Genomic DNA, 17298 nt, shown 5'->3' with positions numbered 1-17298 from the left:
GTGCGAGGCGGGGGCCGGCACGGGAACTCTACTGATAATAAGTTATCATTAATCGATCGGTGTACGCAGCCCAACGCGTGCACGCATTTCTCCCACCCGGCCGATGGACGGGTTTCGCAGAAGGACGATCGACACGTGTATTCGCTACTCCCGCGCTTGTTGTCCGCCATCGCGCTCGTCGCGACGACCTTGGCCGGCCATGCGCACGCCGCCGGGCCGCATGTTCATGGGCAGGCCACGCTCGATGTCGCGGTGGAAGGGCCGGTGCTGTCGATCGCGCTGGCATCGCCGCTGGACAATGTGTTCGGCTTCGAGCGCCTGCCGCGCACCGACGCCGAGCGGGCGAAGGTCCGTCAGGCAACCGCGACCCTGCGCGACGGCGCGGCGTTGTTCCGGCCTTCTCCCGAGGCCGACTGTCGCCTCGAGGCCGCGCAGGTTCATTTCGGCAAGCTGCATCACGGCCTGACCGGCGAGGGGGAAGCCCCACGCGGACAGCCGCAGGCGGGGCACCAGCATGCGGATCTCGATGCGGATTACCGCTTCCGCTGCGCGCGGCCCGAGGCACTGCGCTCGCTCGAGGTGCGCGTGTTCCGCCTGTTTCCAGGCGTCAGCCGGATTGCCGCCCAGCTTGCCGCCGAGACGCGTCAGTCGGGCGCGACGCTGACGCCGGCACAGCCGCGCCTGCGCTGGTGATGGCCATGGCTGAAGCGATCGCGCACGCGCAGCACGGCGAGCCGCTTGTGGTGGCCGAGAACGTGGTCTTTCGCTGGCCGGGGCGCGAAGGCGGCGCGCTGTCGCTGCCTGCCTTCGAACTGGCCCACGGTGAGCATCTGTTCGTGTCCGGCCCCAGCGGCAGCGGCAAGACCACGCTGCTGTCGCTGCTGGCCGGGGTGGTGTCGCCACGCCAGGGCATCATCCGCGTCGCCGGAATCGACCTGGCGGCGCTGCCGGCGGCTGGACGCGACCGCTTTCGCGCCGACCACATCGGCATCGTCTTTCAGCAGCTGAACCTGCTGCCCTATCTGTCCGTGCTCGACAACGTGCTGCTGCCGTGCCGCTTCTCCGCGAGCCGCGAAGCGCGCGCCCGCGAGCAGGCCGGTGGCGCGACCGAGGCGGCCGGCATGCTGCTGGAACGGCTCGATATGCCGGCCCGCTTGTGGCGGCGTCCCGCCGCACAGCTGTCGGTGGGGCAGCAGCAGCGCGTCGCCGCGGCGCGCGCGCTGCTGGGCCGGCCCGCGCTGATCCTGGCCGACGAGCCCACGTCGTCCCTGGATGCCGCCCGGCAGGCCGCCTTCATGACGCTGCTGCAGCGAGAGTGTCGCGCGTCCGGCGCGGGGCTGGTGATGGTCAGCCACGATGACCGGCTGGCGTCCGGCTTCGACCGGTGCTTCGCGATGCCGGCGGCGCGCGAAGGGGAGCCGGCATGATCGCGCTGATGTCGATCGCCGCGCGCAGCGCCTGGAACCGCCGCGCCAACCTGGTCTGGATGGTGATCGCGATCGCCTTGTCGACCGCGCTGCTGCTCGGCATCGAGCGGGTCCGGCATCAGGTGCGCGCGAGCTTCGCGCAGTCGGTGTCGGGCACGGACCTGATCGTCGGCGCCCGCACCAGTCCGATCCAGCTGGTGCTGTACGCGGTCTTCCGGCTCGGCGGCGCGACCAACAACATCGGTTGGGACAGCGTGCAACGCCTTGCCGCCCACCCGCAGGTCGCATGGACGATCCCGCTTTCACTTGGCGATTCGCATCGCGGCTTTCCGGTGCTGGCGACCACGGCCGGGTATTTCGAGCATTTCCGCCATGGCGACGGCCGCGCGTTGCGGGTCGCGCAGGGCCGGCCCTTCGACGACCGCCTCGATGGCATGTTCGACGCGGTGCTCGGCGCCGAGGTTGCCCGTCGGCTGGGCTATCGCATCGGAGAAAAGATCGTGCTGACCCATGGCGATGCGGCGGCCCCGGGCGCGCTGCGTCTCGAGCACGAGGACAAGCCCTTTACCGTGGTCGGTATCCTGGCGCCAACCGGAACGCCGGTCGATCGCACCATCCATATCGGCCTGGAGGCGATGCAGGCGATCCATCTCGATTTCCAGGGCGGCACACGGGTGCCCGGCGCGGCGATCGCTCCGGAACACCTGCGCCGCTTCGATCTGACGCCCGACAGCGTCACCGCGGTGCTGGTCGGCCTGAAGCTGCGCTCGCGCGTCTTCGCGCTGCAGCGGGAGATCGCCCAGGACACGCGCGAGCCATTGATGGCGGTGCTGCCCGGTGTGGCGCTCGACGCGCTGTGGGACCTCGTCGATATCGCCGGCAATGCGCTGCGCGCCGTGTCGGCGATGGTCGCGGTGATCGGACTGGCCGGACTGGCCTCGTCGATCCTGGCCGCGCTGGGCGAGCGGCGGCGCGAGCTGGCGATCCTGCGGGCGGCCGGGGCGCGGCCGCGCGATATCCTGGCATTGCTCGCCATCGAGGGCATGATGCTGATGTTGGCCGGCGTCGCCGCGGGCGTGGCGCTGCTGTCGCTGAGCAGCGCGCTGCTGGCCGGTTGGCTCGAGGCGCGCCTGGGCGTGGCGCTGCCGGTATCGTGGCCCAGCCTGGCGGAATTGCCGCTGCTGGCCGCGCTGGTCGTGGCCGGGTTTGCAGCAAGCCTGCTGCCGGCATGGCGGGCCTACCGCCTGAGCCTGGCGGACGGGCTCAATCCGAGGACATAAAAGATGACAAGGCAAACGCCTGGCAACACGCGGCGCCGCAAGTGGCTGCTCGCGGCAGGCGGCGTGGCGGGGGTGGCGGGCCTGAGCGCCGCGGGGCTCTGGTGGATCCGCGGCCGCGGCGATTCGGCCGGGCCGCCGTCTGCGGCGCAGCGCAAATACGCGATCGGCGAAACGCTGCAGCGCGAGTCGGCGCCCACGACGCCCGCGCCCACGACCTATCGCGAAATCGAATGGGACGCCCTGCTGCCAAAGGGCTGGGACCCGTTGGCGCCGCTGAAGGGCCTCGATCTGGCACAGATGGAAGATGGCGATCCCCGGGCGCAGGCAGCGCTGGAGAAGGCCAAACAATACTGGCAGGAAGCGCCGGTCGAACCTTCCCTCGATGGTTCGCCGGTGCGCCTGCCCGGCTTTGTGGTGTCGCTGGGCGGCGAGGGCGAGGCGATCCGCGAATTCCTGCTGGTGCCGTACTTCGGCGCCTGCATCCACGTGCCGCCACCGCCCGCCAATCAGGTCGTCCACGTCCAGGCGAAGGCGCCGCTGCAGGGTATCCGCACGATGGACACCGTGTGGATCGAGGGCCTGCTGCGCGTCGAGCGCGCCGAGACGGCAATGGGCGACAGCGGCTACGCGATGCGCGACGCGCGGGTGGAGCCGTACCTGGAACCGAGGCGCGAGCGGCCCTGATCGGAGGTCGATCGCCCAAGGGGCGGACCTCGTTGGGCGCCGCTGGGCCTCGTTCCCCGGCCAAGCGCTAGTGCGCACCGGCCGGCAGCCCGACCGCATCGACCAACACCTGTTCCAGCCACGCCGGCCCGTTGGTGGACAGGCGGGCGAGCAAGCCCGTGTCCGCCCCGGTGCCGATTGCCAGCACGCCGCCCAGCACGGCCAGGCCCAGCACGCGGCGCAGCCATTCGGTGGCGCCCATCGAACGCTTCATTGCCGCCAGCACGCGGCCGCCGATGCCCAGCGCCGCGGCCAGCAAGGTCGCGGCCCCGGCGGCGTAGGCCAGCAACGCCAGCGACGTCGATACGCTGGCGCCGTTCAGCGCGGCGCCGGTCAGTACCAGCCCGAGGATCGGCCCCGCGCACGGGGCCCACAGCATGCCGGTGGCGGCGCCAAGGCCCAGCGAGCCCCATATGGTGCCGGCACTGCCACCACCACCCCTGCCGCTGCCAGCGCCACTGCCGTCGGCCAGGCGGTTGCCGAGCGCAACCAGCGGATGCGCCAGCGCATCCGCCAGCCGGGGCAGCAGCAGCGCCAGCCCGAAGACCGCCAGCAGTACCAGCGCGGCGATGCGTCCGTATTCGTTGGCCTGAACGACCCAGGCGCCGCCGGCCGACGCCAGCGACACCACGGCGGCAAAGGTCAGTGCCATGCCGGCCAGCATCGGCAGCGTGCCGCGCAGAAAGGGCTGTCCGGACCGGCTCAGCACAAACGGCAGCACCGGCAGGATGCAGGGACTGAGGATGGTCAGGGCGCCGCCAAGGTAGGCGAGAATCAGCAGGGTCATGATCGTATCTCCAGGAAAAAGGGGTTGGCTTGCCCTCGATCAGACCCGGCCCGCGTCGCTGCGATGTGTCGTGAAGCGGCGAGTTTGTACCGCAGTGTGAGGCCACGCCGGCCGGATACATTGCGATACACGCGGATTTGCCGTCCCCATACAATGCCGGGGCGGCAGGCATGGCGGCACGCCGGTCGCGCACAGCTCGCTCTCCTTCAATCTGCTGGTGACAACAATGGACGCTCACGTCGACCATATCCTCATCGTCGATGACGACCGGGAAATCCGGGAACTGGTCTCGACGTATCTGACCAAGAACGGTCTGCGCGTGACCGTGGCGCCCGACGGCCGCCATATGCGTGCCTTCCTGGACGCCAACACGGTCGACCTGATCGTGCTCGACGTGATGCTGCCGGGCGACGACGGCCTGGTGCTATGCCGCGAGCTGCGCGCCGGCAAGCACAAGGCCACGCCGGTGCTGATGCTGACCGCGCGCGACGACGAGACCGACCGCATCGTCGGCCTCGAAATGGGCGCCGACGATTACCTCGCCAAGCCGTTCGCCGCACGCGAGCTGCTGGCCCGCATCAAGGCGGTGCTGCGCCGTACCCGCATGCTGCCGCCCAATCTGCAGATCACCGAGGCCGGACAGATCCTCGCCTTCGGCACGTGGCAGCTCGATACCACCGCGCGCCACCTGATCGACGCCGAGGGCACGATCGTCGCGTTGAGCGGCGCGGAATACCGGCTGCTGCGCGTGTTCGTCGACCATCCGCAGCGCGTGCTCAATCGCGACCAGTTGCTCAATCTGACGCAGGGCCGGGAGGCCGAGATGTTCGAGCGCTCGATCGACCTGCTGGTCAGCCGGCTGCGCCAGCGCCTGAACGACGATGCGCGCGAGCCGAGCTATATCAAGACGGTGCGCAGCGAGGGCTATGTCTTTGCCTCGCCGGTGGAGATCCGCGAGGCCCGGCAGTGAGCGCGCCCCGCTGGGCGTGGCCGCGCACGCTGCGATCGCGGCTTTTCCTGATCCTGCTTGCCGGCCTGGTGGTCGCCCACGGCCTGTCGTTCGCCGTGCTGTTTTCCGAGCGCTATATGTCGGCGCGGCAGGTGATGCTCGGCACGCTGGAGACCGATGTCGCGACGTCGATCGCGATCCTCGACCGGGTGCCGGCGGCGGAGCGGCCCCAGTGGCTGCCCCGCGTCAATCGCGGCAACTATCAGTACATCCTTGGCACCGGGCTGCCGGGCGTGCCCGAGATGACCGCGTGCGGCAGGGATATCGCCGAGCGGATCACCGAAGCAAGCGGAGGCCGCTTTCCGGTGCGGGTGGAATCGATTCCCGGCGACGGCAAGCGCGTGCAGGCCCATCTGACGCTGAGCGACGGCAGCCCGTTGACCATCGACGTGCATCCGCGCATGACGCCGATCGCGCAATGGCTGCCTTATGTGCTGGTCCTGCAGTTGCTGTTGCTGATCCTGTGCTGCTGGTTCGCCGTGCGGCTGGCGATCCGGCCGCTGGTCGCGCTGGCCGATGCCGCCGACGCCCTCGATCCGAACACCCAGCCGGCGCCGCTCGATGAGACCGGCCCCACGGAATTGGCCCGCGCCGCGCGCGCGTTCAACGCGATGCGCGGCCGCATCGCCCGCTTTGTCGAGGAACGGGTGCAGATTCTCGCCGCGATCTCGCATGATCTGCAGACGCCGATCACGCGGATGAAGCTGCGTGCCGAGATGGCCGATGATTCGGACGACAAGCGCAAGATGCTGAACGACCTGTCCGAGATCCAGACGCTGGTCCAGGAAGGGCTGGCGTATGCCCGCAGCGCGCATGGAGACGGCGAGAAGCCGTCGCGGCTCGACCTGGGCTCATTTGTCGAGAGCCTGGCCTACGATTACCAGGACACCGGCAAGGCCGTCACGGTGCTGCAGAACGCCGGCGGGGCCATCGTCACGCGCCCGCATGCATTGCGGCGCGTGCTGACCAATCTGATCGACAACGCGCTGAAGTTTGGCGGGGCGGCGGAATTGAGCGTGCGCCGGGACGGGGACAGCGTGGCCATCGAGGTGCTCGATCGCGGTACCGGCATCCCCGACGACCAGCTCGAGGCCGTGCTCAAGCCCTTCGTACGCCTGGAACAGTCCCGCAGCCGCGAAACCGGCGGTACCGGCCTGGGCCTGGCGATCGCCCACGAGCTGACTGCCGCCATCGGCGGCACGCTGACGCTGCGCAATCGCGAGGGGGGCGGCCTGGCGGCCGAAGTCAGGCTGGGCTGACGCCTGGCCCTTCTCACCCGTCACTCCCGCGAACGCGGGAACGACCAAGAGCGCAGGCATTTCGATCGGCCCTTCGGGGCCGATTTTTTTTGCCCGCTTTGTATGCCTTTGTATCTCGCGTCCGCGGCGATACGCACCCAGACAAAAACGACCCTTGCCCGCTACGGGCGCGATACGTCGGTCGCCTTGAATGGCATCCGTGGCCCGGCGCTGAACGACAACGAAGCGATCCGGACCGCGCGATACCAACCCGCAACGCAATCTCTCTTTCAAAGGAAACGATCATGACCGCCCAATTCGCCAAGCGCCTTGTTCTTGCCCTGTCGCTCGCCGCCGCTGCCGTCGGCGCGCAAGCCGCCGGCTTCGCCCAGCCCGGTGCGCGGGACCCGTACACCGAAGGCGCCCGTTCGGTGGCCGATGCACGCGACCCGTACAGCAGCGGCGCCCGCTCGGCGCAGGAGCCGCGCAGCGTCTATAGCGACGGCGCGCGCCAGACCGACCCGTACAGCGACGGTGCCCGTCAGTTCGACCTGTACACCGACGGTGCCCGTACGCTGGCCGGACAGGACCGCACCGGCGTCTCGGCCGAACCTGCGCGCAGTGTCGATCCGTATCTGGACGGCGCCTACGCCTGACCGTCCGGCAAGCGAAATCATCATCATCGAACGCAACCCATGGATCGAACCAGCGAGGAAACCGAAATGGCCCAGACGACCCAGGCAGCCCCGATCGACAAGGTGCTGTACACCGGCAAGACCCGCACCACCGGCGGACGCGACGGCGAGGCACACAGCGACGACGGCCGGCTGAACATCAAGCTGTCGCCGCCGGGAAGCAAGGGCGCCGGCACCAACCCGGAGCAGCTGTTCGCCGCGGGCTGGTCCGCCTGCTTCATCGGCGCGTTGGGCAAGGCCGCCGGCAAGCTGAACGTCGCGCTGCCGTCCGCACCGTCGGTGGACGCCGAGGTCGGCCTGGCCATGGCCGGCGAGGCCTTCCTGCTGCAGGCCCGTCTGCAGGTCCATATCCCCGGCGTCGACAGCGGCGTGGCGCGGGCTCTGGTCGAGACGGCGCACGGCATCTGCCCGTACTCGAAGGCAACGCGCGGAAACATCCACGTGGAGACCGTGCTGGTTTGAGCGTGTAACGGCCTTCCTGCCGGTCAACTGACCGGCAGTGGCCTGCCAGCCCAGTCCGCAACCCGCCTCCTCTCATCCATTTCGATCCGTCCGACATATCATGCGCACGCTCCTCGCTTCCACATTGGCCGCCGCCGGCATCGCCGCGGTCTGTTTCATCGGCAATGGCGCCAACGCCGTGGGTTCCACCGGTGGCGCCACTATTCCCCATCAAACCAGGGCGCCCGAATTCGTCGGCATCGACCGCTGGCTGAACTCGCCGCCGCTGTCCATGGAGGGCCTGCGCGGCAAGGTCGTGCTGGTCGACTTCTGGACCTATTCCTGCATCAACTGCATCAACACGCTGCCCTACATCAAGCAGTGGCATGACAAGTACAAGGATCAGGGGCTGGTCGTGGTCGGCGTGCATACGCCCGAGTTTCCGTTCGAAAAGTCGACCGCCAACGTCCAGGCCGCGATCAAGCGCTTCGATATCCGCTATCCGGTCGCTCAGGACAATGGCTATGCGACATGGTCGGCTTATCACAACCGGTACTGGCCCGCGCTCTATCTCGTCGATGCGGAAGGCAAGATCGTCTACCAGCATTTCGGCGAGGGGCAGTACGCGGAAACGGAAGCGGCGATCCGCAATGCGCTGGCGCAGCGCAAGCAATAGCGGTCCTGTCCCCGCCGGGGCGTCGAGCAGCGCCCCGGGAATCCGGGGAGTCGCCCGGATGGCGCGGGGCGGCAAGATGTGGCCCAATGCAAGCGAACCCGTCCGTCCCCCCAAGGGACTGAGCCGGGTTCCGATAATCACATCCCAGGAGACTTCGAATGAAGCCAAGCCGCGCCCTGCTCAGCATGCTGCTGTTTGCGTCAGCCACTACCACTTCGTTCGCGCAGAACAAGCCGGTTGTGCAGTTCATCGCCACCGGCGGCACCATCGCGATGAAGATCGACCCGGTCAAGAATGCACCGGTACCTGCGATCTCTGGCGACGACCTGCTGGCCACGGTGCCCGACATCGGCAAGTACGCCACCATCCAGGTCAACAATCTGTCCAACGTGCCGTCCGACTACATGGATCCGCCGCGCTGGATCGCGCTGACCAGGGCCGTGCAGGCTTCGCTGGATCGGCCGGACGTGGCCGGCGTCATCGTGTCGCACGGCACGGATACGCTGGAAGAAACCGCATACTGGCTTGACCTGACCGTGCGCTCGGACAAGCCCGTCGTGCTGATCGGCGCGCAACGCAATGCCTCGTCGCCCGACTTCGATGGGCCGCGCAATCTGCTCAACGCCGCGCGCATCGCCGTCGACGAGCAATCGAAGGGCAAGGGCGTGATGCTGGCGATGAACAACCAGATCAATGCCGCCCGTTACGTCACCAAGACCCACACCGCGAACGTCGAGACGTTCAACTCGGGCGACTTCGGCTTTATCGGCGAGGTGTATCCCGATCGGGTCATCTACAGCAGCACGCCATCGCGCCGCCAGCATATTCCGATCCAGACCGACAAGATGCCCGAAGTCGAAATCGTCGCGATGTACGGCGGTGCCGATGGCGCGGCGCTGCGCAACGCCGTCGACCGTGGCGTCAAGGGCATCGTGGTGCAGGCGCTCGGCATGGGCAACATGAATCAGCCGATGTTCGAAGCCGTCAAATACGCGCTGTCGAAGAAGGTGCCGGTCGTGATCTCGACCCGCGTGCACAACGGACGCGTCCTGCCGAACTACGGCTTCGTCGGCGGCGGCAAGACCAGCTTCGACGCCGGCGCAGTAATGGCCGACGATCTGAAGCCGGCCAAGGCGCGCATCCTGCTGATGCTGCTGTTGCAACGAGGCGTGACCAGCCAGGCCGACCTGCAGGCGGCGTTCAGCCGGTAAGGGCAGGACCGCAGCAACGCTACGCGGCCGGTGGCCAGATCCATCCCGGCCACCGCCGCTTCAGCCGGTCGGCGACGATGCCGACCTCCACCATGGCCTGCGCCGCAATTTCCGACGGCGGCGAGGTCTTGCGGCTGACCAGGCCAACGGACCGCACCGGTCGGTCTCAAGCTTCGCCATTTCACTACGCCACTACGAACATCAATATGGCCGCCATTCCCTACGCCGATCTGTCGGCGCCCGACATCCAGCCGCTGGCCGAGCGGATTGCCGCCGAGCGTGGCAGCGTGCTGCATCTTTATCAGATGCTGCTGCACGCGCCGCCGGTGGCCGAAGGCTGGCTGACCTATCTGACCGCGATCCGCCAGAAATCGAGCTTGCCCGGCGCGCTGCGCGAAATGGTGATCATGCGCGTGGCGATCCTGAACGGCGCGTCGTACGAGGCCGACCAGCATGCGCCGATCGCGCTGAAGGAGGGTATGACACAAGCCCAGCTCGATGCGTTGCCCGCCTGGCGCGACAGCACGCTGTTCGCCGATGTCGAGCGCGCGGTGCTCGCCTACACCGACGCGATGACGCGCGACATTCGTGTCGAGCCGGCTGTGTTTGCGGAGATCGCGCGGCACTTCTGGCACCGGCATGTGGTCGAGCTGACCGCGACCATCGCGGCGTACAACATGGTGTCGCGCTTCCTGGAGGCGCTGCAGGTGCATTCGCACGACAAGAGGTAGCGTTGTGCCTGGGGGCTGCCCTCTCCCCCGCCCGTCTCCCGCGAGCGGGAGAGGTGAGAAAACCTCGAGCACACTCATGGGACAAGGGTGCCGCTCCGCCGCTGCGCGGCCTTCCTCTCCCGCAAGCGGGGGAGGGGCCGCAGTGGGCAGGGCGGAACAACCCCTCTGCGGCTCAGCGCCCCGAGGGGGCGTCCGGCTGCGATACCGGATCGGCCTCGAAGTCCATCGTATCCATATCGACATCGGACGCCACCGGCTTGCCGAACAGCTTCAGCCAGACGAAGCCCAGCACGCCCGCGCTCAGCGATGCCAGCAGGATCGCCATCTTCGATGCATTGATCACGCCCGGCTCGCCGGCAAAGGCCAGGTTGGTGATGAAGATCGACATCGTGAAGCCGATACCGCCCAGCAGGCCCGCGCCGAAGACATGCCGCCAGCGCAGGTCCAGCGGCAGCTTGCAGATGCCGACGGCCACCGCGACGAAGCTCAGGATCGTGATGCCCAGCGGTTTGCCGACCATCAGTCCGGCCAGGATGCCCAGGCTGTTCGACGAGGCCAGCTCCTGCGCCCAGTCGCCGCCGATCACGATGCCGGTATTCGCCAACGCGAAGATCGGCAGGATCACGAAGGCCACCGGCCGGTGCAGGAAATGCTCGAGCCGATGCGATGGCGATGCGGCGTCGTCCTGGCGGCCGGAGAACGGGATCGCGAAGGCCAGCAGCACGCCGGCAATCGTCGCGTGCACGCCGGACTTCAGCATCAGGAACCACATCAGCACGCCGCCCAGCAGATAGGGAATCAGCGACATCACGCGCAGCACGCGATTCATGAACAGCAGCGCGCCGAATACCGCGAGGGCGCCGGCCAGATAGACGAATGCCAGCTCGGCCGTGTAGAACAGCGCGATCACGATGATGGCGCCGAGGTCGTCCATCACGGCGAGCGCGGTCAGGAATATCTTCAGGGACGCGGGCACGCGGCTGCCGAGCAGCGCCAGCACGCCGAGCGCGAACGCGATGTCGGTCGCCATCGGAATGCCGATGCCGGCCTGCGTCGGCGTGCCGCCGTTGAATCCGAAGTGGATCAGTGCGGGAACCGCTATGCCGCCGGCCGCCGCGACGATGGGCAGCAGGGCATTGCGGAGGCTGGACAGTTCGCCGTTGTACAGCTCGCGTTCGAGTTCGAGGCCGATCAGCAGGAAGAAAATGGCCATCAGCGCGTCATTGATCCAGTGCTCGACGCTGAGGCCCGCGACTTTCACATGCCACAGGTGGAGGTACTGATCGCCGACCGGCGAATTGGCCAGTATCAGCGAAACGACGGTGCAGGCGATCAGCAGGATGCCGCCCGCCTTCTCGGACTCGAAAAAGCGCTGGAACGTATTGGAGAGTCGTCTTTGTACGATTGCCATGGGACCTCTCTTGGGAAGCTATACCGGGATGGAAGCGAATGGGATTGCGCGCGCGCAGACGCCGCGGCTTCCGTTGCCGGGAGGCGCGGAAGGCGGCGTTACGTGACAGCGCGTGGGAGCGGTGAGTCGACCAGGGGAATGGTCCGGATGAGGGTGGTGCATGCATCGGTCGCGGAAAAGCCGCGTGGCGGCCCGACCGACGCTAATCCTGCCACCCCGTGGGGTGAGCACCCGGGCCGAAGTATACCGGAACGGGGTGGCAGGAGGGCGGAGACGTCGTTAAGCGGATCCGCTCTTGGCGGCGGCGCCGTGCTTGCGCGCAAGCGGCAGCCGCCATCCCAGCGTCATGCCCGCGGCCGCGATCAGGATCGCCGCGGCACCGGCCCACTGCGCCCAATCGAGGCGCAGACCGAAGGCCACCATGTCGACGACGATCGCGACCACGGGATAGACGAAGGACAGCGCCGCCGTCATCGCCGTCGACAGCTTCTGGATCGCGCCATACAGCAGGATATAGACGAGCCCGGTATGGACCACGCCGATCGTCGCCAGCATCGGCCACGACCCGTCATAGGCCGCGAGGTCCGACAGATTGGCGAACGGTGCCAGCATCGCCATGCCAACGCAGGCCTGGATCAGCGCGATCAGATGCGGCGGCACGCCGGACAGGCGCTTGGTGATGATGGCCGCCACCGCGTAGAAGAAGGCCGCGCCCAGCGCCAGCGCGATGCCTCCGAGATAGTCGGTGGCGCCATGGCCGCGGTCCGGCTTGGCCTGGACGATCATCAGCACGCCCGAGAACGCGATCAGCAGCCAGGCCAGCTTGGTCAGCGTGATGCGCTCGGAAAACAGCAGCGCGCCCAATGCCACCAGCATGAACGGCTGCGTGTTGTAGACCGCCGTTGCGATCGAAATCGATGCGCGCGGATAGGCCGCAAAGAGCAGCAGCCAGTTCATCACGATGGCCACGCCGCCCAGTGCCGCCAGGCCCAGCGTGCGCCAGGTCAGCTGACGCAGCATGCCCAGCGCGGCGCAGACCGCCAGCAGCGTCAGCGCGCCGAACAGGCAGCGCCAGAACACGACGTCGCGGATCGGCTGTCCGGACTCGACCACGAACCAGCCGATGGTGCCGGACAACACCATCGAGGCCGTCATTTCGGCAGTGCCGCGTAGGGAATTCACCGTCTTTCTCCTGAAGGCTGAATGGTGTTTAGAATCGCATGAGGAGGGCCGCGATTCTATATGGTTTGTTAGGCTGGATGGGGTCCATTCCTGTATTTGGAAGGCATATCGCCTGATCGCCTAAGGAAGATAAAAATGCTCGACGATGTCGATCGGCGCATCCTTGCCGTGCTGGCAGAGGACGCCCGGATTTCACTGAAGGAACTGGCCGCCCGTGTCGGGCTGTCTTCGCCGAGCACTTCGGAACGGCTCAAACGCCTGGAAGAACGCAAGGTCATTCGTGCCTTCACCATCGATATCGATCCGGCCGCGCTTGGTTATCCGCTGCAGGCGATCGTTCGTATCCGCCCGCTGCCCGGCAAGCTCCATATCGTGCAAAAGCTGATCGCCGACATTCCGGAGATCGGCGAATGCGACAAGGTGACCGGCGAGGATTGCTTTGTTGCCCGCCTGTATGTGCGTTCGATCGAGGAACTGGATGGTTTGCTGGATCGGGTCGCGCAAATGGCCGAAACCAATACCTCGGTGGTCAAGGCCAAGGTGGTGCCCAAGCGCGGCGCGCCGATCGGGGAGAGCCGCGGCTGACGCCTGCGCGGCTGGTACGCCCGGACTGCATGGTGGAACGGACGCGGAAAGCCTTGCCAAACACCCGCACGACGATACATTGTTGGCGGAGAACGAGCCGGCGAAGCCGATCGGCAAAAGAACCACCATCGGAGATGGAGACAAGCAATGCGTACCGTCAACGCGCAGTTCCTGTTCGATTTCGGCAGTCCCAACGCCTATCTGGCGCACAAGGTCCTTCCGGCCATGGAAGCGAGCACCGGTGTGACCTTCGAATACGTGCCGATTCTGCTCGGTGGCCTGTTTCGGCTGACCGGCAACCGTTCGCCGATGGAGGCGTTTGCCGGCATCAGGAACAAGCCGGAATACGGGCAGCTGGAAATGCAGCGCTTTATCCGGCGACATGGCCTGACCGCGTTTCGAATGAATCCCCACTTTCCGGTCAACACGCTGCAGATCATGCGAGGCGCAATCGCGGCAAATCGCGATGGCAGCTTTGCGCGCTATGTCGATGCGGTCTTCAGCGCGATGTGGGAGCGTGGATTGAAAATGGACGATCCAGCCGTGATCGAATCCGTGCTGAACGAAGCCGGACTGAATGGTGCCCTGTTGCTGGAGGCGATCACTCAGCCGGCCGTCAAGGAAACGCTGGTCGCCAATACGCAGCGCGCATTCGAGCGCGGGGCGTTCGGCGCGCCCACGTTCTTCGTCGACGACGAGATCTTCTTCGGCAAGGACAGCCTGCGCGACGTCGAAGAGGAGATCGTCCGCGCGCGCGCCGCCTGATTCGCGTCCTGCCTTTCCACCCGTTCGGAGGCCTCCTGCCCATGAAAACACGCATCACTGAACTGTTCGCGATCCGCTATCCGATCATCCAGGGCGGCATGCATTTCGTCGGCCTTGCCGATCTGGCGGCGGCCGTTTCCAATGCCGGCGGCCTGGGCATCATCACTGCGCTGACGCAGCGCACGCCCGAGCTGCTGGCCAGGGAGATCGCGCGCTGCCGCGAGATGACGGACCAGCCGTTCGGCGTCAACCTGACCTTTCTGCCGACGTTCTCGGAGCCGCCCTACGCGGAATACATTGCGGCCATCGCCGAAGGTGGCGTGCGTATCGTCGAGACCGCGGGCCGCAGTCCCGAACAGTACATGCCGGCGTTGAAGGCGGCCGGCATCAAGGTGATTCACAAATGCACGTCGGTGCGTCACGCGCTGAAGGCGGAGAAGATCGGCTGCGATGCGGCGAGCGTCGACGGCTTCGAGTGCGGCGGCCATCCGGGCGAGGACGACGTGCCGAACATGATCCTGCTGCCACGGGCCGCCGAAGCACTGAAGATTCCGTTCGTCGCGTCCGGGGGCATGGCCGACGGCCGCAGCCTGGTGGCCGCGCTGGCGCTGGGCGCGGACGGCATCAACATGGGCACGCGCTTCCTGGCTACCGAGGAAGCGCCGGTGCATGCGAACGTCAAGCAGGCGATCGTCGAAGCGAGCGAGCTCGATACGCGGCTGATCATGCGGGCGCTGCGCAATACCGAGCGGGTGCTGAACAATGGCGGCGTCGAGCGGCTGCTGCAGATCGAGCGCGAGAAGGGCGCCGACCTCAAGATCTCGGATATCTACGACCAGGTCGCCGGTATCTATCCGAAGGTCATGGTGGAGGGCGATGTCGAGGCAGGGGCCTGGAGCTGCGGCATGGTGGCCGGGCTGATCCACGACATCCCGAGCGTCAAGACGCTGATCGACCGGATCGTCAACGAGGCCGAGCAGCTGACGTTCCAGCGGCTGGCGGGGATGTTCGATAGCGGGCGCTGAGCGGCGGGCGGCTGCGGGTCTCCAGGCGTCCAGGCCACTGGGTTTTCGCGTGCGCGGGGCGACGTAGCTCGCCTCGTGCAAGCGTCGCTATCGTTCCCGCCAGCGCCGGGACCGAGCGACTCAGCCCGTTACCAGGCTTCGATCCAGGGCCGCAGATCGAGCTCGTGCGTCCACGCGTCGCGCGGCTGCTGGTGCAGCATCCAGTAGGCGTCGGCGATGTGCTCGGGATTCAGGATGCCGTCGCGATCCTTCAGCGCATAGCGCTCGGGGAAGTTCTCGCGGATAAACGCGGTGTCGATCGCGCCGTCGATGATCGGATGGGCAACATGGATGCCCTGCGGTCCCAGCTCCTTCGCCATCGACTGCGCCAACGCGCGCAGGCCGTGCTTGGCGCCCGCAAACGCCGCGAATCCGGCGCGTCCGCGCAGGCTGGCGGTCGCTCCCGTAAAGAAGATCGAACCGCGGCCGCGCGGCACCATCACCCGCGCCGTCTCGCGTCCCATCAGGAAGCCCGCGAAGCAGGCCATCTCCCAGACCTTGAAGTAGACGCGGGCCGTCGTGTCCAGCACGTCGAAGCGGACGTTCGCGCCGATGTTGAACACCGCCACCTCGATCGGCGCGATCTCCGCCTCGATGCGCTGGACGAGGCTCGTCATTTCCTCTTCCTTGCGGGCGTCCGAGCCGAAGGCATGGGCGATGCCGCCCTCGGCTTCGATCTGCGCGACCAGCGGCGCCAGCTTGTCGGCGTTGCGCCGGGTCACGCAGGCGATATAGCCTTCGCGGGCGAAGCGCCGCGCAATTGCACCGCCGGTCGCATCGCCGGCGCCGATGACAAGGATGGCCTTCTTTTGGGTCATGGTGTCTCCTTCGGGGCGGCCTGGCACCGCCGTTCATCCCGGCGGCAAGCCGATCGAGTTGTATTGCAACGCCGGATAGTGTCCGCGATTTTGCCGAAGGCTGCTGGCGGCCAGGTCAGCCTGATGGGCCACGGCGCGCCCATCGCTAAGACGATTCTCAATGTCGGCCGACGGCGGCATGAAACGCAAAATGCGTGTCCTTCTGTGAAGCATCGAGAGCCCGCGCGCAGGATGCTGTCGGCCTCGATACTCCTCGATGCCAACCATGGTCCAACTCGAAGACGCCAGCTACAAGCAGTTGTTCTCCTCTCCATCGATGGTCCGCAACCTGGTCTCGGGATTCATTCCAGATCCATGGCTCCGCAGGCTCGACTTCGGCACGCTAGAAAGTATCCCTTGCCACTATGTCGCAGACGATCTGCGCCAGCGGGCCAATGACATCGTCTGGCGGGTTCGCGCCAATGACGATTGGGTCTACCTTTATCTGATGATGGAGTTCCAGAGCACAGTCGATTACGGCATGCCGGTGCGGATCATGTCCTATCTTGGACTGCTCTATCAAAGTCTGATCCGCAAGGAATACGTCAAGCCTCGGCTTGGCATCCCGCCGGTGTTGCCGATTGTGCTTTACAACGGCGAAACGCCATGGGATGCGCCGACCGACATTGCGGAGATGCTGCCGGAGATGCTTGGACTTGTCGGTGACTACCTGCCCAAGCTTAAATACCTGCTGTTGGATAGTGGACGTATCAGCAAGGAAAAGTTGCGCGCGATGCGCAACCCGGTTGCGGTACTGATGCAGCTGGAAGAGGCGGAAACCCCGCAGGAGGTCGGCGAATTGGTCGACAAACTCGCCGACATCGTGAAGGGCGACGCGGAGCTGCAGCGAATCTTCCTTAACGTGTTGCCGGAGCTCATTGGCCGGCGTAGTGGCAACACGCTGGACATAGCGGTGGTCAACGATTTTAAGGAGATGAATATGAAACTGAGTCAGAGCTTCAAGGTGTGGGAGCGTCAGTACATTGAACAGGGGAAGGCCGAAGGCCGGCTTGAGGGAAGGCTGGAGGGCGAGGCCCGGATACTGCAGCGGCAGCTTACCATTCGCTTCGGATCGTTGCCGGAATATGCGGTAGCCAGGATTCAGTGCGCAACGGAAGAGCAGCTCGATCACTGGTCAACGCGATTGCTTCGCGCCGAAACCCTGGCCGAAGTATTCGAAGACAACCCGGCATGAGCGCCCGGCTTTTTCACACAG

General features: G+C 66.5%; 20 protein-coding genes and 1 pseudogene. 15 read left to right on the top strand and 6 right to left on the bottom strand.

Annotated features, from left to right (window positions below):
- Positions 1–135: 135 nt before the first annotated feature.
- Genes FOB47_RS08495 through FOB47_RS08480 form a run of 4 tightly spaced genes read left to right on the top strand, consistent with a single transcriptional unit; the run spans position 136 to position 3391 of the window.
- Positions 136–693 carry a DUF2796 domain-containing protein gene (locus FOB47_RS08495; RefSeq protein WP_174780596.1) on the top strand — a complete coding sequence of 186 codons (558 nt, stop codon included), beginning with the start codon at positions 136–138 and terminating at the stop codon, positions 691–693.
- 5 nt (positions 694–698) lie between these two features.
- Positions 699–1427 carry an ABC transporter ATP-binding protein gene (locus tag FOB47_RS08490; RefSeq protein WP_174780595.1) on the top strand — a complete coding sequence of 243 codons (729 nt, stop codon included), beginning with the start codon at positions 699–701 and terminating at the stop codon, positions 1425–1427.
- A complete protein-coding gene (locus FOB47_RS08485) occupies positions 1424–2707 on the top strand; it encodes an ABC transporter permease (RefSeq protein ID WP_174780594.1) in 1284 nt (427 codons plus the stop codon). Before FOB47_RS08490 ends, FOB47_RS08485 begins: the two co-directional genes overlap by 4 nt.
- A 3-nt stretch (positions 2708–2710) precedes the next feature.
- Entirely contained in the window at positions 2711–3391 is a 681-nt protein-coding gene (locus FOB47_RS08480; RefSeq protein ID WP_315904276.1) for a DUF3299 domain-containing protein, read from the top strand.
- A gap of 91 nt (positions 3392–3482) precedes the next feature.
- Here the strand turns inward: FOB47_RS08480 and FOB47_RS08475 are convergent.
- Positions 3483–4217 (bottom strand): annotated as a pseudogene (locus FOB47_RS08475) (cytochrome c biogenesis CcdA family protein); the annotation flags it as partial.
- 226 nt (positions 4218–4443) lie between these two features.
- Between FOB47_RS08475 and FOB47_RS08470 the strand changes: the two are divergent.
- From FOB47_RS08470 to FOB47_RS08445, 6 genes are all read left to right on the top strand, one after another.
- Complete coding sequence (locus FOB47_RS08470) at positions 4444–5187, top strand: response regulator (RefSeq protein ID WP_053823500.1); 744 nt, start codon at positions 4444–4446, stop codon at positions 5185–5187.
- The gene (locus FOB47_RS08465; protein ID WP_174780592.1) at positions 5184–6485 is read left to right on the top strand and encodes a sensor histidine kinase; all 1302 of its coding nucleotides are present in this window, start codon (positions 5184–5186) and stop codon (positions 6483–6485) included. The genes FOB47_RS08470 and FOB47_RS08465 overlap by 4 nt, the downstream gene beginning before the upstream one ends.
- Before the next feature lie 284 nt (positions 6486–6769).
- Positions 6770–7120, top strand: a complete 351-nt coding sequence (locus FOB47_RS08460) for a hypothetical protein (RefSeq protein ID WP_053823501.1) — start codon at positions 6770–6772, stop codon at positions 7118–7120.
- 66 nt (positions 7121–7186) lie between these two features.
- On the top strand, positions 7187–7621 hold the full coding sequence (locus FOB47_RS08455) for an organic hydroperoxide resistance protein (RefSeq protein WP_174780591.1): 435 nt from the start codon (positions 7187–7189) through the stop codon (positions 7619–7621).
- A 100-nt stretch (positions 7622–7721) separates the two neighbouring features.
- Positions 7722–8276 carry a thioredoxin family protein gene (locus FOB47_RS08450; protein ID WP_144425925.1) on the top strand — a complete coding sequence of 185 codons (555 nt, stop codon included), beginning with the start codon at positions 7722–7724 and terminating at the stop codon, positions 8274–8276.
- Between the two features lie 158 nt (positions 8277–8434).
- Positions 8435–9487, top strand: a complete 1053-nt coding sequence (locus tag FOB47_RS08445; RefSeq protein WP_053823502.1) for an asparaginase — start codon at positions 8435–8437, stop codon at positions 9485–9487.
- Between the two features lie 19 nt (positions 9488–9506).
- Here the strand turns inward: FOB47_RS08445 and FOB47_RS08440 are convergent, their stop codons facing one another.
- On the bottom strand, positions 9507–9644 hold the full coding sequence (locus FOB47_RS08440; RefSeq protein WP_174780590.1) for a hypothetical protein: 138 nt from the start codon (positions 9642–9644) through the stop codon (positions 9507–9509).
- 49 nt (positions 9645–9693) lie between these two features.
- On the opposite strand from FOB47_RS08440, the gene FOB47_RS08435 reads away from it, so the two are divergent.
- Complete coding sequence (locus tag FOB47_RS08435) at positions 9694–10218, top strand: carboxymuconolactone decarboxylase family protein (RefSeq protein WP_174780589.1); 525 nt, start codon at positions 9694–9696, stop codon at positions 10216–10218.
- Between the two features lie 172 nt (positions 10219–10390).
- On the opposite strand, the gene nhaA is transcribed toward FOB47_RS08435, so the two are convergent.
- Together nhaA and FOB47_RS08425 are read right to left on the bottom strand one after the other, a co-directional pair.
- The gene (nhaA, locus tag FOB47_RS08430; RefSeq protein ID WP_174780588.1) at positions 10391–11629 is read right to left on the bottom strand and encodes a Na+/H+ antiporter NhaA; all 1239 of its coding nucleotides are present in this window, start codon (positions 11627–11629) and stop codon (positions 10391–10393) included.
- A gap of 279 nt (positions 11630–11908) precedes the next feature.
- Positions 11909–12784, bottom strand: coding sequence for a DMT family transporter (locus tag FOB47_RS08425; RefSeq protein WP_174780960.1), 876 nt, complete (start codon positions 12782–12784; stop codon positions 11909–11911).
- Positions 12785–12946: 162 nt separating this feature from the next.
- On the opposite strand from FOB47_RS08425, the gene FOB47_RS08420 reads away from it, so the two are divergent.
- The 3 genes from FOB47_RS08420 to FOB47_RS08410 all read left to right on the top strand — a co-directional run bounded on the left by FOB47_RS08420 (position 12947) and on the right by FOB47_RS08410 (position 15186).
- On the top strand, positions 12947–13396 hold the full coding sequence (locus FOB47_RS08420; protein WP_053823506.1) for an Lrp/AsnC family transcriptional regulator: 450 nt from the start codon (positions 12947–12949) through the stop codon (positions 13394–13396).
- 147 nt (positions 13397–13543) lie between these two features.
- On the top strand, positions 13544–14161 hold the full coding sequence (locus FOB47_RS08415; RefSeq protein WP_174780587.1) for a 2-hydroxychromene-2-carboxylate isomerase: 618 nt from the start codon (positions 13544–13546) through the stop codon (positions 14159–14161).
- Between the two features lie 41 nt (positions 14162–14202).
- A complete protein-coding gene (locus FOB47_RS08410; protein ID WP_151022816.1) occupies positions 14203–15186 on the top strand; it encodes an NAD(P)H-dependent flavin oxidoreductase in 984 nt (327 codons plus the stop codon).
- 128 nt (positions 15187–15314) lie between these two features.
- On the opposite strand, the gene FOB47_RS08405 is transcribed toward FOB47_RS08410, so the two are convergent.
- On the bottom strand, positions 15315–16043 hold the full coding sequence (locus FOB47_RS08405; RefSeq protein WP_174780586.1) for an SDR family oxidoreductase: 729 nt from the start codon (positions 16041–16043) through the stop codon (positions 15315–15317).
- Between the two features lie 33 nt (positions 16044–16076).
- On the bottom strand, positions 16077–16310 hold the full coding sequence (locus FOB47_RS08400; RefSeq protein ID WP_174780585.1) for a hypothetical protein: 234 nt from the start codon (positions 16308–16310) through the stop codon (positions 16077–16079).
- On the opposite strand from FOB47_RS08400, the gene FOB47_RS08395 reads away from it, so the two are divergent.
- Entirely contained in the window at positions 16309–17277 is a 969-nt protein-coding gene (locus FOB47_RS08395; protein WP_174780584.1) for an Rpn family recombination-promoting nuclease/putative transposase, read from the top strand. The two genes, FOB47_RS08400 and FOB47_RS08395, sit on opposite strands and share 2 nt — an antisense overlap.
- The last annotated feature ends 21 nt before the right edge of the window (positions 17278–17298 follow it).

The organism is Cupriavidus gilardii (assembly GCF_013347325.1).
Taxonomy (GTDB): Bacteria; Pseudomonadota; Gammaproteobacteria; order Burkholderiales; family Burkholderiaceae; genus Cupriavidus; species Cupriavidus gilardii.
Note: the sequence above shows the minus strand (reverse complement) of the source record. Positions and strands in the feature narration are given on the sequence as shown.

Coding starts and splice junctions, on each gene's coding strand:
- FOB47_RS08490 (WP_174780595.1), top strand. CDS start 699: ATGGCTGAAGCGATCGCGCACGCGCAGCACGGCGAGCCGCTTGTGGTG.
- FOB47_RS08485 (WP_174780594.1), top strand. CDS start 1,424: ATGATCGCGCTGATGTCGATCGCCGCGCGCAGCGCCTGGAACCGCCGC.
- FOB47_RS08480 (WP_315904276.1), top strand. CDS start 2,711: ATGACAAGGCAAACGCCTGGCAACACGCGGCGCCGCAAGTGGCTGCTC.
- FOB47_RS08470 (WP_053823500.1), top strand. CDS start 4,444: ATGGACGCTCACGTCGACCATATCCTCATCGTCGATGACGACCGGGAA.
- FOB47_RS08460 (WP_053823501.1), top strand. CDS start 6,770: ATGACCGCCCAATTCGCCAAGCGCCTTGTTCTTGCCCTGTCGCTCGCC.
- FOB47_RS08455 (WP_174780591.1), top strand. CDS start 7,187: ATGGCCCAGACGACCCAGGCAGCCCCGATCGACAAGGTGCTGTACACC.
- FOB47_RS08450 (WP_144425925.1), top strand. CDS start 7,722: ATGCGCACGCTCCTCGCTTCCACATTGGCCGCCGCCGGCATCGCCGCG.
- FOB47_RS08445 (WP_053823502.1), top strand. CDS start 8,435: ATGAAGCCAAGCCGCGCCCTGCTCAGCATGCTGCTGTTTGCGTCAGCC.
- FOB47_RS08435 (WP_174780589.1), top strand. CDS start 9,694: ATGGCCGCCATTCCCTACGCCGATCTGTCGGCGCCCGACATCCAGCCG.
- nhaA (WP_174780588.1), bottom strand. CDS start 11,629: ATGGCAATCGTACAAAGACGACTCTCCAATACGTTCCAGCGCTTTTTC.
- FOB47_RS08425 (WP_174780960.1), bottom strand. CDS start 12,784: ATGACGGCCTCGATGGTGTTGTCCGGCACCATCGGCTGGTTCGTGGTC.
- FOB47_RS08420 (WP_053823506.1), top strand. CDS start 12,947: ATGCTCGACGATGTCGATCGGCGCATCCTTGCCGTGCTGGCAGAGGAC.
- FOB47_RS08415 (WP_174780587.1), top strand. CDS start 13,544: ATGCGTACCGTCAACGCGCAGTTCCTGTTCGATTTCGGCAGTCCCAAC.
- FOB47_RS08410 (WP_151022816.1), top strand. CDS start 14,203: ATGAAAACACGCATCACTGAACTGTTCGCGATCCGCTATCCGATCATC.
- FOB47_RS08405 (WP_174780586.1), bottom strand. CDS start 16,043: ATGACCCAAAAGAAGGCCATCCTTGTCATCGGCGCCGGCGATGCGACC.
- FOB47_RS08395 (WP_174780584.1), top strand. CDS start 16,309: ATGGTCCAACTCGAAGACGCCAGCTACAAGCAGTTGTTCTCCTCTCCA.
- FOB47_RS08400 (WP_174780585.1), bottom strand. CDS start 16,310: ATGGTTGGCATCGAGGAGTATCGAGGCCGACAGCATCCTGCGCGCGGG.